Origin of the sequence: Isoptericola sp. NPDC056134 (assembly GCF_042264825.1) — a bacterium.
GTDB lineage: Bacteria > Actinomycetota > Actinomycetes > Actinomycetales > Cellulomonadaceae > Isoptericola > Isoptericola nanjingensis.
In genome coordinates, this window is the sequence record NZ_JBHJVM010000002.1 from 238,243 (window position 1) to 252,332 (window position 14,090).

The 14,090-nt window shown below is 75.0% G+C and carries 13 protein-coding genes; 11 read left to right on the top strand and 2 right to left on the bottom strand.

What is annotated here, in order from left to right:
• Window positions 1–744 (bottom strand): alpha/beta fold hydrolase (locus tag ACFCZN_RS03520; RefSeq protein WP_430555825.1); only part of this gene is annotated, 744 nt, incomplete at its 3' end.
• Between the two features lie 105 nt (window positions 745–849).
• Here ACFCZN_RS03520 and ACFCZN_RS03525 point away from each other — a divergent pair.
• From ACFCZN_RS03525 to ACFCZN_RS03560, 8 genes are all read left to right on the top strand, one after another.
• Window positions 850–1,326: a nitroreductase/quinone reductase family protein gene (locus ACFCZN_RS03525; protein ID WP_430555826.1), complete on the top strand. Its 477-nt coding sequence runs from the start codon at window positions 850–852 to the stop codon at window positions 1,324–1,326.
• A 51-nt stretch (window positions 1,327–1,377) separates the two neighbouring features.
• The gene (locus ACFCZN_RS03530) at window positions 1,378–2,814 is read left to right on the top strand and encodes a bifunctional folylpolyglutamate synthase/dihydrofolate synthase (protein ID WP_429762313.1); all 1,437 of its coding nucleotides are present in this window, start codon (window positions 1,378–1,380) and stop codon (window positions 2,812–2,814) included.
• Between the two features lie 142 nt (window positions 2,815–2,956).
• Window positions 2,957–3,952, top strand: a complete 996-nt coding sequence (gene dhaK, locus ACFCZN_RS03535; protein ID WP_430555827.1) for a dihydroxyacetone kinase subunit DhaK — start codon at window positions 2,957–2,959, stop codon at window positions 3,950–3,952.
• 41 nt (window positions 3,953–3,993) lie between these two features.
• Window positions 3,994–4,701, top strand: a complete 708-nt coding sequence (gene dhaL, locus ACFCZN_RS03540) for a dihydroxyacetone kinase subunit DhaL (protein ID WP_430555828.1) — start codon at window positions 3,994–3,996, stop codon at window positions 4,699–4,701.
• A complete protein-coding gene (gene dhaM / locus ACFCZN_RS03545) occupies window positions 4,698–5,396 on the top strand; it encodes a dihydroxyacetone kinase phosphoryl donor subunit DhaM (RefSeq protein WP_430555829.1) in 699 nt (232 codons plus the stop codon). The genes dhaL and dhaM overlap by 4 nt, the downstream gene beginning before the upstream one ends.
• Window positions 5,397–5,453: 57 nt before the next feature.
• A complete protein-coding gene (locus ACFCZN_RS03550; RefSeq protein ID WP_430555830.1) occupies window positions 5,454–6,062 on the top strand; it encodes a TetR/AcrR family transcriptional regulator in 609 nt (202 codons plus the stop codon).
• Window positions 6,063–6,155: 93 nt separating this feature from the next.
• Window positions 6,156–7,835, top strand: a complete 1,680-nt coding sequence (locus tag ACFCZN_RS03555) for an MDR family MFS transporter (protein ID WP_430555831.1) — start codon at window positions 6,156–6,158, stop codon at window positions 7,833–7,835.
• Window positions 7,832–8,275 carry a DUF4233 domain-containing protein gene (locus ACFCZN_RS03560; RefSeq protein WP_429762306.1) on the top strand — a complete coding sequence of 148 codons (444 nt, stop codon included), beginning with the start codon at window positions 7,832–7,834 and terminating at the stop codon, window positions 8,273–8,275. The genes ACFCZN_RS03555 and ACFCZN_RS03560 overlap by 4 nt, the downstream gene beginning before the upstream one ends.
• A gap of 33 nt (window positions 8,276–8,308) precedes the next feature.
• On the opposite strand, the gene ACFCZN_RS03565 is transcribed toward ACFCZN_RS03560, so the two are convergent.
• The gene (locus ACFCZN_RS03565) at window positions 8,309–9,340 is read right to left on the bottom strand and encodes a type IV toxin-antitoxin system AbiEi family antitoxin domain-containing protein (protein ID WP_430555832.1); all 1,032 of its coding nucleotides are present in this window, start codon (window positions 9,338–9,340) and stop codon (window positions 8,309–8,311) included.
• Between the two features lie 176 nt (window positions 9,341–9,516).
• Here ACFCZN_RS03565 and ndk point away from each other — a divergent pair, with 176 nt between their 5' ends.
• The 3 genes from ndk to ACFCZN_RS03580 all read left to right on the top strand — a co-directional run bounded on the left by ndk (window position 9,517) and on the right by ACFCZN_RS03580 (window position 14,030).
• Window positions 9,517–9,975, top strand: a complete 459-nt coding sequence (gene ndk / locus ACFCZN_RS03570; protein ID WP_429762304.1) for a nucleoside-diphosphate kinase — start codon at window positions 9,517–9,519, stop codon at window positions 9,973–9,975.
• Window positions 9,976–10,117: 142 nt separating this feature from the next.
• Window positions 10,118–13,699 carry a chromosome segregation protein SMC gene (smc, locus tag ACFCZN_RS03575; RefSeq protein ID WP_430555833.1) on the top strand — a complete coding sequence of 1,194 codons (3,582 nt, stop codon included), beginning with the start codon at window positions 10,118–10,120 and terminating at the stop codon, window positions 13,697–13,699.
• Window positions 13,700–13,703: 4 nt separating this feature from the next.
• Window positions 13,704–14,030, top strand: a complete 327-nt coding sequence (locus tag ACFCZN_RS03580; protein WP_429762302.1) for a hypothetical protein — start codon at window positions 13,704–13,706, stop codon at window positions 14,028–14,030.
• The last annotated feature ends 60 nt before the right edge of the window (window positions 14,031–14,090 follow it).

The following is a 14,090-nucleotide window of genomic DNA, read 5'->3' on the forward strand; positions in this document are numbered from 1 at the left end:
CGGGCCTTCGTGCGGACCCACCCGCCACCCCCCCCAAACGGTCCTTCCGGGAGAGAGGTAAAAAACCCCCCCCCCCCCCCCCAGGAAGGCGTCGGGGTGGGTCGGGTGCACCAGGTGGCCGCCCGGCAGCGTGACGAACCGCGCGTCGGGCAGGCGCGCGGCCATCCGCGCCATCGCGTCCTGCGGCAGGAAGCTCTCGGGGCCGCCGCCGACGACGAGGGCTGGTGCGCGCACCCCGGCCAGGCCGTCCACCCACGCGCGCTCGGGCGCGTTGAGCGCGGCGAGCACGGCCGGGCGGATGCGGCGCTCGTAGAACGACGCGTCGTCCGAGGCGTCCGGCACCGGCAGGCCGAGCGGCTCCAGGGGCGGGCACTCCTCGAGCACGAGGGCCGCGACCCGGCCCGGGTCGTGCACGGCCACGAGCAGCCCGAGGAGCGCCCCGAGCGAGTGCCCGACCAGCACGACCCGGTTGAGGGCGAGGTCGTCGAGCAGGCGGAGCACGTCGTCGCGCAGCGCGGTCACCGACGCCGCGCCGACGGCCGGGCTGCGGCCCGCGCCGCGCAGATCCGGCACGACGACGTCGGCGCGGCGTGCCAGGGGCCCGACCAGCGGGTCCCACGTGGAGCCGTCGCCGCCCCCGCCGTGCAGGAGGACGACGGGCGCCGCGCGCGTCCCGGGCGGGCCCGGGACGGTGCGGCGGGCGAGGCGGACGGGAGCGTCGGGGGAGTCCGGGTGTGCGGCCACGGCCCGACGGTAGCCCCGGCCGACGACAGCGGCGCGCGGCCGCCGGCCGGGGCTAGCCTGGTGCTCCCCGGCGCGACGGCGCCGGCTCCCCGCGAGGAGTCCCGCATGGCCGCGATACCCGCCCCCGAGAAGCGCCCTTTCGTGCCGCCACGCTGGTTCGTGCGGTCGGCGTGGGCGGTCCAGCGCGCCGGCTACCGGATCAGCGGCGGGCGGTGGCCGCTGCGCCGGCCGACCCCCGGCGGCAAGTTCGGCATGCTGCGCCTGCGCGTCGTGGGACGCCGCAGCGGCCAGGAGCGCGCCGTGATCCTCGGGTACGTCGAGGACGAGGGCCGATACGTCACCCTCGCGATGAACGGCTGGGGCGACCCGCCGCCGGCGTGGTGGCTCAACCTGCGGGCGCACCCCGACGCGGAGGTGGACACGGTCGACGGGCCGCGCCCCGTGCGCGCGACGGCGGCGCAGGGCGAGGAGCGCGGCCGGCTGTGGGCGCTCGTCGGCCGCCACCAGGGCTGGGGCGAGATCGACCGGTTCGCCGCGCACCGCGCCGGGGAGACCCCGGTCGTGGTGCTCGCGCCGCGCTGAACGACCGTCGCGGGCCCCGACGGTCGGGCGCGCAGCGCCTATCCTTCGGGGGTGACCCCCGACGCTGAGAACAAGCCCTCGTCCGCCGCGCGCAAGGCCCGCACGGCCGAGCGCCAGGCCGCCCGCGCGGCGGCGGAGGACGCCGTGGCGCAGGAGTCGCTGCGCGAGGTCTACGCGGAGATCATGTCGCGGGCGCCGGAGCACGACATCGACCCGACGCTCGACCGCGTCCGGCGGGTGCTCGAGCTCCTCGGCGACCCGCAGCACGCGTTCCGCGCCATCCACCTCACGGGCACGAACGGCAAGTCGTCGACGGCGCGCATGACCGAGCGCCTGGTGCGCGAGCACGGGCTGCGCACCGGCCTGTTCACCTCGCCCCACCTCACGAGCGTCACCGAGCGCATCCAGGTGGACGGCGAGCCGCTCAGCGCCGCGCGGTTCGTCGAGGTGTGGGAGGACGTCGCGCCGTACATCGGCGTCGTCGACCGCGAGTCGCAGGAGGCGGACGGCCCGCGCCTCAGCTTCTTCGAGGTGCTCACCGTCATGGCGGTCGCCGCCTTCGCGGACGCCCCGGTCGACGTCGCGGTGGTCGAGGTCGGGATGGGCGGCCGGTGGGACTCCACCAACGTCGTGGACGGCGAGGTCGCGGTGCTCACCCCGGTCGGCATCGACCACGAGCGCTGGCTCGGCTCCACGCTGGCCGAGATCGCCACCGAGAAGTCCGGCATCGTCAAGGAGGGCGCCACGGTCGTCAGCGCCGAGCAGGACGTCGTCGTCGACGAGATCCTGCGCGAGCGGGCGGCGGAGGTCTCGGCGCACCTGCTGCGCGAGGGCGTGGAGCTCGAGGTCGCCGGCCGCCGGGCGGCCGTCGGCGGACAGCTCGTCGACCTGCGCACCCCCGCCGGCCTCTACACCGAGGTGCTGGTGCCCCTGCACGGCGCGTACCAGGCCCACAACGCGCTCCTCGCGCTCGCCGCGGTGGAGGCGTTGCTCGGCGGCCGTGCCCTGGACGGCGGGGTGGTCGAGACGGCGTTCGCCGACGTCGTCGTGCCGGGGCGCCTCGAGGTGGTGCGCTCCAGCCCGACCGTGCTGGTGGACGCGGCGCACAACCCGCACGGGGCGCAGGCCCTCGTCGACGCGCTCGACGAGGAGTTCGACCTCCCGCGCCTGGTCGGCGTCGTCGCCGTGATGGCGGACAAGGACGTCGAAGGGCTGCTCGCGACCCTGGAGCCGGCGCTCACCGAGCTCGTCCTCACGAAGAACTCGTCGGCCCGCTCGGCCGACCCCGAGGACCTGCTCGAGGTGGCCCAGGAGATCTTCGGCGAGGACCGGGTCCGCACGGCCGCGCGCCTCGACGAGGCGCTGCAGGTGGCGGCCGACCTCGCCGAGAGCGGCGACCAGGTGGGCGTCGGCACCGGGCGCGGCGTGCTCGTCACCGGCTCGGTCATCACGGTCGCGGACGCCCGGATCCTGCTCGGCCGCGGCTGACGCACCCGTCCGGGACGTCGGGAGGGCGCACGCACGATCACCCGCCCGACATCCCGCGGGGGTGCTGCGTGGTGTGGCGCCCGGGTGTTGGATGGGGGCAGGCCGCCGCGCTGCAGGGCGGTGCCAGGCGAGGAGGCGCGACATGAAGAAGCTGCTCGACGACCCCGCGGACGCGGTGACCGACTCGCTCGCGGGATTCGGGCTCGCCCACGCCGACCTGGTCGAGGTGCACGACGAGCCCGTGTACGTGTCGCGGGCCGGCGGCCCCGTGCCGGGCAAGGTGGGGCTGGTCAGCGGCGGCGGCTCCGGGCACGAGCCGCTGCACGCCGGGTTCGTCGGCGACGGGATGCTCGACGCGGCGGTGCCGGGCGCGGTGTTCACGTCGCCCACGCCGGACCAGATCGTGCCGGCGGTCCTCGGCGCGGACTCGGGCGCCGGCGTCGTGGCGATCGTCAAGAACTACACAGGCGACGTGCTCAACTTCGAGACCGCCGTCGAGCTCGTCGAGGCCGAGGGCTCGCAGGTCACGACGATCCTCGTCAACGACGACGTCGCCGTCGAGGACTCCCTGTACACGGCCGGCCGCCGCGGCGTCGCCGGCACGGTCTGCGTGGAGAAGATCGCGGGCGCCGCCGCCGCTCGCGGCGACGACCTCGGCGCGGTCACCGAGGTCGCCGGACGGGTCGTGGCGAACGTGCGCACCATGGGCGTCGCGCTCACGGCGTGCACGGTGCCGCACGTCGGCAAGCCGTCGTTCGACCTGCCCGACGACGAGGTCGAGATCGGCATCGGCATCCACGGCGAGCCCGGCCGGCACCGCATCCCCTTCACGGGCGCCACCGGGATCACGCGCAGCCTGCTCGACCCGGTCGCCGACGACCTGCGCCTGACCGACGGCGACGACGTGCTCCTGTTCGTCAACGGGATGGGCGGCACGCCGCTGTCCGAGCTGTACGTCGTCTATGGTCGAGCGCGCGGGCTGCTCGAGGAGCGCGGTGTCACCGTCTCCCGGTCGCTCGTGGGCAACTACGTGACGTCGCTGGAGATGCAGGGCGCGTCGATCACGGTGCTGCGGCTGGACGACGAGCTGCGGGAGCTGTGGGACGCGCCGGTGCGCACGGTGGCGTTGCACTGGTGACGGGCGTCGCGGGGCGCCCCGAGGCGAGGAGGCGTGCGGTCATGGGGCTCGACGTGGCATGGGCGGAGCGTTGGGTGCGGCGCACCGCCGACGTCGTGGCGGGGTCGAAGGACGAGCTCACGGAGCTCGACCGGCAGATCGGGGACGGCGACCACGGGGAGAACCTGCACCGCGGGTTCCAGGCCGTGGTCGCGAAGCTGGACGACCCGGGGGCCCCGGAGCGCGCGGAGGTCGGCGACGTGCTCATGCTCGTGGCCACCACCCTCATGTCGAAGGTCGGCGGCGCCTCCGGCCCGCTGTACGGGACGGCGTTCCTGCGGGCGGCGAAGCGGTCGGCCCGCCCCAGCGTGGACGGGTCCGGCGTCGTCGTCCTGCTCGACGCCGCGCTCGAGGGCGTGACGTCGCGCGGCAAGGCGCAGGTGGGGGAGAAGACGATGGTCGACGCCCTCGCCCCCGCGGTCGAGGCGGCCACCGCCGCCGCGGACGCCGGCCAGGAGCCGGTCGAGGTGCTGCGGGCGGCCGCCGACGCGGCCGACGCCGGCGCGACGGGCACGATCCCGCTCGTGGCGACCAAGGGCCGGGCGTCCTACCTGGGGGAGCGGAGCGCCGGCCACGAGGACCCGGGCGCGCGCTCGACGGCGCTGGTGCTGCGCGCGGCGCTCGACGCGGCGCTCGGCGCCACGCCCGGCGCCACGCCCGACGCCACGCCGGGTGCCGTGGCGGGCGAGGCGGAGGCGGTCGGGGAGTGAGCGTCGGGCTGCTGCTCGTCTCCCACTCGGCGCGCCTCGCCGACGGGACGGTCGAGCTGGCCCGCGAGATGGCGCCGGACGTCGTCCTGGAGAGCGGGGCGGGCGACGGCGCCGGCGGCCTGGGCACGTCGTTGGAGGTCGTGCAGGACGCCCTCGGGCGCGCGCTGCCGCGCGTCGACGGCGTCGTCGTGCTGGCCGACCTGGGCTCCGCCGTGCTGACCGTCGAGACGGCGCTCGATCTCGACGAGGACCTGGTCAGCCGGGTGCGCCTCGCCGACGCGCCGTTCGTCGAGGGCGCGGTCGCCGCGGCGGTGGCGGCGCAGCAGGGCGCCGGGCTGGACGCGGTGCTGGCCGCCGCCGAGGGCGCGGGGGCGCCCGCTGCACCTGCACCTGCCCCGGCTCCCGCCGATCCGTCGCTCGAGCCGGTCGAGACCACCGCGACGGCCAGCGCCCGCGTCGTGATCCGCAACCCGCTGGGCCTGCATGCCCGCCCGGCGGCGGTGGTGGCGCGGGCCGCGGCGGCGTTCGGCGGGCCGGTCACCCTCCAGGGCGTCGACGCGACGAGCGTGCTGCAGCTCATGGCGCTCGGCACCGCCGCGGGCACCGAGGTCGAGGTGTCCGCGCACGGGGCGGACGCGCGCGACGCCGTGGCCACCGTCGTCGGGCTGATCGAGGGCGGCTTCGGCGAGGTGTGATCACGCTCACAGGAAATTGCACTTGGTGCAATATTGCAGTGGGTGCATGATTGTCCGGTGACTCCTCCCGCCGGCGACCTCGGACTGCGTGAGCGCAAGAAGCGCGCGCGCACGGACGCGATCGTCGACGCCGCCCAGCGCCTCGTGCTCGAGCGAGGCCTGGACGCCGTGACGGTGGAGGAGATCGCCGAGGCGGCCCAGATCTCGCCCCGCACGTTCTTCAACTACTTCGAGTCGAAGGACGACGCGGTGCTCGGTCAGGGGTCGTTCGAGCTGAGCGCCGAGACCCGCGAGGCATTCGCGGCCGGGGGCCCCACCGGGCGTCTGGCGGCGGACCTCGAGGTGCTCGTCCGGTCGTTGCTCTCCGCGTTCGCCGGCCCCGGCAAGCACCAGGGCGAGCAGGTGATGGAGATCCTGCAGCTCGAGCCGCGCCTGCTCGGCCGCCACTTCGCGTGGTTCGAGCGGCACAAGACCCAGGTCGTCGCGCTGTTCGAGCGGCGGCACGAGGCGGCACCCCTGCCGGCCGACCCCGAGATGTGCGCCATGGTCGTCTTCGTCGTCACGCGGGCGGCGATGGACGACTGGGCGCGCACCGGCCACGAGGGCGACGTCGGCGACCACGTGCCGCACGTCGTCGGCCAGCTCGCCGCCGTCCTCACCTCCTGAGCGTCGGGCACCTCCGCCCGCACGCCCTCCTCGAGCACCCCAGCCCCCGTCACTACCCCGGCGCCCCCGCGCGCCACCGATCCGAGGTGTCCCATGAGCAGTGCCCCTGCTGCCGCGCCGGACAAGCCCGTCGTCGTCCTGACGCAGCGCACCGTCTGGCTGATCTTCGGCGCCCTGATGGCGTCGATGTTCCTGTCCTCCCTCGACCAGACGATCGTCGGCACCGCGATGCCCACGATCGTCGGCGAGCTCAACGGCGTCGAGCACCAGGGGTGGGTCGTCACCGCCTACATCCTGGCCGTCGCCATCGGCATGCCCCTGTACGGCAAGTTCGGCGACCTCATGGGCCGGCGCTGGCCGTTCCTCGTCGCGATCGGGCTGTTCACGCTCGCGTCCGTGGGCGCCGCGCTGTCGCAGAACATGATCGAGCTCGTCCTGTGGCGCGCCCTCCAGGGCCTCGGCGGCGGCGGCCTGATGATCCTGTCGCAGTCGATCATCGCCGACATCGTGCCGGCCTCCGAGCGCGGCAAGTACATGGGTCCGCTCGGCGCCCTGTTCGGCATCTCGGCCGTCCTCGGCCCGCTCCTGGGCGGCTGGCTCACCGAGGGCCCCGGCTGGCGGTGGACCTTCTGGATCAACCTGCCCGTCGGCGTCGCCGCGTTCGTCGTCGCCTGGTTCGCGCTCAAGCTGCCCTCGCACCGCTCGACCCGCCCCGTCGACTGGGGCGGCATCGTCACGATGGCCGTGGCCACGACGGGCATCGTGCTCATCACCAGCTGGGAGTCCCTGTCGTCGTCCGGCTACGACTGGACCGACTGGCGCCTGTCCGGGCTCCTCGTGCTGACGCTCGCCGCCGTGGCCGCGTTCATCCTCGTCGAGACGCGCGTCGCCGAGCCGCTGATCCCGCTGCGGCTGTTCAGGAACCGTACGTTCACCATCACGACGCTGATCGGGCTCGTGCTGGGCATGGGCATGTTCTCCGCGATGGCCATGATCCCGACGTTCCTGCAGATGTCCACGGGCGCCGGTGTCACCGAGTCGGGCTGGCTGATGCTCCCGATGATGGCCGGCATGATGCTCACCTCCATCGTCTCGGGTATCGCGATCTCCAAGACGGGGAAGTACAAGGCCTACCCGGTGGCCGGCCTGATCGTGGTCGCCCTGGCGATGGTCTGGCTGACCGGCCTCACCGGCGACATGTCGATGTGGACCTTCGGCGCGATGATCTTCACGCTCGGCGCCGGCATGGGCCTCGTGATGCAGACCGTCGTGCTGGCGGTGCAGAACGCCGTCGACCCGCACGAGCTGGGCACGGCCACGAGCTCCAACAACTTCTTCCGCGAGATCGGCGCGGCCGTGGGCTCCGCCCTGTTCACGACGATCTTCACCACCCGCCTCACGGACAACCTCACCGAGGTCTTCGCCGGGGCGCCCGCCGGGGCCGGCGGCGCGGGGGAGTCGAGCCTCACGCCGGGCGTCGTGCAGTCGCTGCCCGAGCCGCTCAAGTCGGGCATCATCGACGCCTACGCCGACGCCCTCGCGCCGTCGTTCTGGTACCTCGTGCCGCTCGTCCTCGTCGGCCTCGTGCTGGCGTTCTTCCTGCCCGTGATCAAGCTGTCCGACGTCGCCGGCATGGTGGCGCGCGGCGAGGCGGTCGCGGACCCGGCCAAGGCCGGGGCGCTCGACGAGCTGCCGGTCGCGGACGGCGTGTCGGAGGTCTCCGACGACGACGGTCCCGGCACCCGCGAGCGCGCGGATATCGTGGGGTCGTGAGCAAGAAGGACGACCGTCCCCGCCCGGGGGACCGCATCAAGCCCCGCAAGCCCGCCAAGGTGCAGTTCACGTCGATGATGCTGCAGCTGGAGGCGTTCGTGGTGCTGTTCGCCGGCGTCGCCCTCTACGGGCTGCGGAACACCGGCTACGAGCGCGGCCCCCTGGTGATCGAGTCGCCGCTCGCCCTGTGGCTCGTGATCGGCGTGCTGTTCGTGGTGCTCCTGGTGATGTCCCGCATGGTCGGGACGCCGATGGGGTACTACGCGGGCACGGTCGTGCAGGTGCCCGTGCTGGCGATGGGCCTGCTGCTGCCGATGATGTTCGTCGTCGGCGTGGTGTTCGTCGCGATGTGGGTCGTCTCGCTGCGCCTGGGCGGCCGCATCGACCGCGAGCGTGCGGAGTACGACGCCGAGCACCCGGAGACGGCGCCGAACCTCTGACCCGAGCACCCTTCGAGCACGGGATCCGTATCGCTATACACCGGTTGAGCGATACGGATCCCGTGCTCGAAGGGTGCTCGGCTGCTGAGGGAGGGGTTGTCCGGGAACCCAGCCGAGGTTGCGCAGCCGCGCGGCGATCTGGTGTCCGAGCCCGACGGGACCGTAGAGGTCACGGCCGGTGACCCGCTGCATCACCACTCCGCCGTCGGCGACGAGGGCGTTCTGCCGCCGCCGGTCCTCGTAGAGGGCCGCAGGTGCGGTATGCACCTCGGAGCCGTCCGCCTCGAGCCAGAACCATCGGCCGTCGGGCAGGCGCCACACCATGTCGCCGCGTCCGAGGAACGTCCCCCGGTCGTCGACGAGCACGCGCTGCAGGTCGTCCGGAGGAACGTCGGCGTCGATGCACTCGAGGCGGACCGCCGTCTCGAGCGGGGACTCGGCGCGCCCGTCGACCAGCTGCCACCAGGCGTGGGTGCGCTCGACCCCGCGGCGTCCGCGAGCGAGGTCGTGGGCCTGCTCCACCTGGGCGCGCGTGATGAGGCCCTGGTGGACGGCGTCGTCCAGGACCGCGACCGCGTGCCGCCGGTCGAGCGTCGGGACGGCTTGCGCCAGGGCATGGAGCACGGTGGGGACCCTGCGCCCGGCGACCAGCTTCGTCGGTGTCGCCGGGTCGTACTGGCGGACGACGGCGACGTCTGGCTGGAGTCGGGCCGCGCCGGGGAGGCTCGCCTCGGGTGTGATCCGGACGGGGAGCCCCCGGATCCCGTGGAAGACGAGTGCGCTCTGGCCGACGGGCATCGCGTTCGGACCGAGGGCGAGGACGGCGCGCCACGCCGACCAACGCCGTCGATGGTCGAAGAGGTCGGGGCGCTCACGGTGCTCGACCGGTACCGGGTCCGTGTCGTAGACGCTTGGCGCCACCCGCACCCATCTGCCCTGTCGCGCCATCCGTGCGAGGCGGGTCCGGGTCATCCCGGCCGCCTCGCACTGGGCGGTCGTGATCAGACCGGCCTGCGCACGTGCGACGTCGAGGACTCGGTCCGGTGGAGGGGAGAGCGGGCGCATCTCCGCACTCGACCACCGCGCGGCGGCCCCCTCGTGCGCAGCCGGGCGCCCTGTGGACAGTCGATGCCTGGGGGCAGCGTCGAACCCTTCGAGCACGGGATCTGTGTCGTCATTCACGTGATGGCGGTACGGATCGCGTGGTCGAAGGCACCCTCGGCGCCGATAGGCTTTCCGCCATGACCGACGCCGCAGACACGAAACTGCCCGCCGAGCCCGCCATCGAGCGCACCCTGGTGCTCGTCAAGCCCGACGGCGTCCGCCGCGGCCTGTCCGGCGAGGTGCTGCGGCGCATCGAGGCGAAGGGCTACACGCTCGTCGCCGTCGAGCTGAAGCAGGCCACGACCGAGCTCCTCGCCGCGCACTACGCGGAGCACGAGGGCAAGCCGTTCTACCAGCCGCTCGTCGACTTCATGCTCTCGGGCCCGACGCTCGCCGTCGTCGCCGAGGGCCAGGGCGTCATCCCCGGGTTCCGTTCGCTGGCGGGCGCGACCAACCCCACCGAGGCGGCCCCCGGCACCATCCGCGGCGACCTCGGCCGCGACTGGGGACTCAAGGTGCAGCAGAACCTGGTGCACGGCTCCGACTCGCCCGAGTCCGCGGCCCGCGAGATCGGCCTCTGGTTCCCGAACCTCTGAGCCCTCGCACGTCACGCCACACGCACGCACCACGTCGCACGGCCGGGCCCGCACGGGCCCGGCCGTCGGCGTGTCCGGACGTCTCCGGGCGGGACCGGCGTAGTTCCGCGGATCGTCGGGATCCGGCGGTTAGGCTCGCCGGGTGCACCTCAAGACGCTCACGCTCCGCGGCTTCAAGTCGTTCGCCTCGGCGACGACGCTGAGCCTCGAGCCGGGCATCACGTGCGTCGTCGGGCCGAACGGCTCGGGCAAGTCGAACGTGGTCGACGCGCTGTCGTGGGTGATGGGGGAGCAGGGCGCCAAGTCGCTGCGCGGCGGCAAGATGGAGGACGTCATCTTCGCCGGCACCGCCGGCCGTCCGCCGCTCGGCCGGGCCGAGGTGTCCCTCACGATCGACAACACCGACGGCGCGCTGCCGATCGACTACACCGAGGTGACGATCACCCGCACGCTGTTCCGCAGCGGCGGGTCGGAGTACGCGATCAACGGCACCTCGTGCCGGCTCCTCGACATCCAGGAGCTGCTGAGCGACTCCGGCATCGGCCGCGAGATGCACGTCGTGGTGGGGCAGGGGCAGCTCGACGCCGTGCTGCGCGCCACCCCCGACGACCGCCGCGGCTTCGTCGAGGAGGCGGCCGGCGTCCTCAAGCACCGCAAGCGCAAGGAGAAGGCGCTGCGCAAGCTCGAGGCGATGCAGGGCAATCTCGCGCGCCTCACGGACCTCACCGCGGAGCTGCGCCGCCAGCTCGGCCCGCTCGGGAGGCAGGCGGAGGCGGCGCGCAGGGCACGGACCGTCCAGGCCGACCTGCGGGACGCGAAGGCCCGGCTCCTCGCCGACGACCTGGCCCAGCTCACCGCCCAGATGGCCCAGGAGCGGGCCGACGAGGCGGCGCTGCGCGAGCGTCAGCAGGAGACGGAGCGGGGACTGGAGCGGGCGCGGGAGCACCTGGCGCGGCTCGAGGTCGCGGCGTCCGCCGCGGTCGCGGACGCCGGCCGCGCGGCCGACGCCTTCCACGCGCTGAGCGCGCTGCGCGAGCGGCTGCGAGGGCTGGCCACGCTCGCCGACGAGCGGGTGCGGCTGCTGGGCGCCACCGAGCCGGAGCACCGCGGCCAGGACCCGGCCGACCTGGAGGCACAGGCCGAGCGGGCGCGGGCCACGGAGGCGGAGCTGACCCGCGAGGTCGAGCTCGCGCGCGCCGCGCTCGAGTCCGCGGTCGCCGCGCGCACCGACGCCGAGAAGGCCGCGGACGCCGCGGAGCGCGAGCTCGCGACCCTGCACCGCGGCGCCGCCGACCGGCGCGAGGGCCTCGCCCGGCTGTCCGGGCAGGTGGCCGCGCGCCGCAGCCGTGTCGAGGCGGGGGACGCGGAGCTGGAGCGCGTGCGCGAGGTCGTCGCCGAGGCGGAGCGCCGGGCCGAGGAGGCGGCGCGCGAGTTCGGCGCGCTCGAGGTGCAGGTCGTGGGCGCCGAGGAGGGCGAGGAGGACCTCGACGCCCGGCACGAGGAGGCGACGACGGCGCTCGCCGAGGCGCAGGCGGCCGTGCAGGACCTCGAGGCCCGCGCGGCGGAGGCCGAGCGCGACCGCGCCACCTGGAGCGCGCGGGTCGAGGCCCTCGAGCTCAGCCTGGACCGCAAGGACGGCGCGGGCGCCCTGCTCGCGGACGCCGCGCCCGGCGTGCTCGGCTCGGTCGCCGCGCTGCTCGGCGTACAGGCGGGCTACGAGGACGCGGTGACGGCCGCCCTCGGCCCGGTCGCGGACGCCGTGGCTGTGCGCGACCTCGACGCGGCGGTCGACGCGCTGCGCCGCCTGCGCGACGACGACGCCGGCCGTGCCGGGCTCGTCGTGGGCGGCACCGACGACGGCGCGCCGGGCACGTCCCCGGTCGCCGCCGACCTCCCCGACGGCGCGCGCCGGGCGCCCGACGTCGTCACCGTGGCAGGGCCCGCGGCCGCCCCGCTGCGCGCGCTGCTGCGCGACGTGGTCGTGGTGGACGACCTGGCCCAGGCGCGCGCCCTGGTCCAGAAGGCACCCGGCGTCGTCGCCGTGACGCGGGCCGGCGACCTGCTGGGCGCGGCGCGGGCCTGGGGCGGCTCCGCGGCCGCGCCGAGCGTGCTGCATCTGACGTCGGCGCTCGACGAGGCCAAGGAGGGGCTCGACGACGCGGCCGCCCGCGGCGAGCGCTGCCGCTTCGAGCTGGTCGGGGCGCGCGAGCGTCTCGAGGCCGCGCAGGCCGTCCACGACGACACCCTCGCCCGGCTGCACGAGTCGGACGCCGCCCTCGCCGCCGTCGCGGAGCAGCTCGGCACGCTGGGCTCGGCGCACCGGTCCGCGCTCGCGGAGGCCGAGCGGCACCGCGCGACGCTCGCCCAGGCCGCTGAGCGCCGGGAGGCCGACGAGGCGGAGCTCGCCGAGCTGGCCCGGCGCCTCGAGGTCGCCGAGGCCGAGCCCGCGCAGTCGCAGGAGCAGGTGGCCGAGGCGCAGGCGGCCCGCGAGGCGGCGCAGGAGGCAGCCACCGCGGCACGCGCGGCGGAGACCGAGGCGCGGCTCGAGCTGCGCACGAGCGAGGAGCGGGCGCGCGCCGTCGCCGGCCGTGCGCAAGGCCTCGCTCGGGCCGCGGCGCAGGAGCGTGCCGCGCGGGAGAAGGCGGAGCGGCGGGCGGTGCAGCGCGCGGCCGAGGCGCGGACGGCGTCCGCGGTGCGCGACGACGCGGGCACGGCCCTCGCCGTCCTCGCCCGCTCGATCGAGCGGGCCCAGGCCGAGCGCGCCGCCGCCGACGAGGAGCGCGGCGCGCGGCAGCGGGAGCTCGAGGCGGTCCGCACCGACGCCGACCGGCTCGCGGGCGAGCTGCGCGACCTCACCGACGTCGCGCACCGCGACGAGGTGGCGCGCGCCCAGCAGGTGGCGCGGCTCGAGCAGCTGCAGGCCCGGGCGGTGGACGAGCTGGGCAGCGACCCCGACGTCCTGGTCGAGGAGTTCGGCCCGCACCGCGACGTGCCGGTGGCGCGCCCCGCCGACGCCGCCGAGGAGGAGCCGGACCCGGAGCCCGTGCCGTACGTGCGCGCGGAGCAGGAGAAGCGGCTCGCGACGGCGGAGCGTGCGCTCGCGCGCATCGGCGCGGTCAATCCGCTCGCGCTGGAGGAGTTCGCGGCCCTGGAGGAGCGGCACCAGTTCCTCACGGAGCAGCTGGCGGACCTCAAGAAGTCGCGCCAGGACCTGCTGCACATCGTCGAGGAGATCGACGAGCGGGTGCAGCAGGTCTTCGCGGAGGCGTTCCGCGACACCGCGGAGCAGTTCGAGCGGGTCTTCGGCCGGCTCTTCCCGGGCGGCGAGGGGCGCCTGGTGCTCACCGAGCCGGGTGATCTTCTCACCACGGGCATCGAGGTCGAGGCGCGCCCGGCGGGCAAGAAGGTCAAGCGGCTGTCGCTGCTGTCCGGCGGGGAGCGGTCGCTCACGGCGGTCGCGTTCCTCGTGTCGATCTTCAAGGCGCGCCCCAGCCCGTTCTACGTGATGGACGAGGTGGAGGCGGCGCTCGACGACGTGAACCTGGGCCGGCTGCTGGAGATCTTCCGCGAGCTGCAGGAGGACTCCCAGCTCATCGTCATCACCCACCAGAAGCGCACGATGGAGGTCGCGGACGCGCTGTACGGCGTGACCATGCGCGGCGACGGTGTGACGACCGTCATCTCCCAGCGGATGCGCGAGACCGTCGATGCGCGGGGAGAATAACGCCATGCTCACGTTCGTCCTCTGGGTCCTCGGGTCCCTCGTTCTCGCCGCGGTGGTGTTCCTCGTGGCCAACGTCATGGAGCGTCGTGAGGGTCAGGACGACGAGGCACCCGGCCTCGGTCGCTTCCTCCGCGACTTCCGGTCCGGGCTGCGCCGCAGGCGCGTCGCGCCCCCTGCCCCGGTCGAGACCGGGATGGACGAGTTCTTCGCCGCGACGGTCGAGGACGCCCCGGGCTACGTCGACCCGGAGGAGCTCACCGACGCCCTGCACCGCGCGCGCCTGCAGGCGCGCAGCTCGTGGCACGTGGGGAGCGTCCGCAAGCCGGAGTGACCCCCTCGTCCGGGGCTCCGCCGGCGGTCCTCGCCGGGCGGTGCGGTCGCGCGCTTCTGG

What these genes read in the sequence shown, in the direction of transcription:
- ACFCZN_RS03525 (WP_430555826.1), top strand. Translation starts at nt 850, where the DNA reads ATGGCCGCGATACCCGCCCCCGAGAAGCGCCCTTTCGTGCCGCCACGC.
- dhaK (WP_430555827.1), top strand. Translation starts at nt 2,957, where the DNA reads ATGAAGAAGCTGCTCGACGACCCCGCGGACGCGGTGACCGACTCGCTC.
- dhaL (WP_430555828.1), top strand. Translation starts at nt 3,994, where the DNA reads ATGGGGCTCGACGTGGCATGGGCGGAGCGTTGGGTGCGGCGCACCGCC.
- ACFCZN_RS03555 (WP_430555831.1), top strand. Translation starts at nt 6,156, where the DNA reads ATGAGCAGTGCCCCTGCTGCCGCGCCGGACAAGCCCGTCGTCGTCCTG.
- ACFCZN_RS03565 (WP_430555832.1), bottom strand. Translation starts at nt 9,340, where the DNA reads ATGCGCCCGCTCTCCCCTCCACCGGACCGAGTCCTCGACGTCGCACGT.
- ndk (WP_429762304.1), top strand. Translation starts at nt 9,517, where the DNA reads ATGACCGACGCCGCAGACACGAAACTGCCCGCCGAGCCCGCCATCGAG.
- ACFCZN_RS03580 (WP_429762302.1), top strand. Translation starts at nt 13,704, where the DNA reads ATGCTCACGTTCGTCCTCTGGGTCCTCGGGTCCCTCGTTCTCGCCGCG.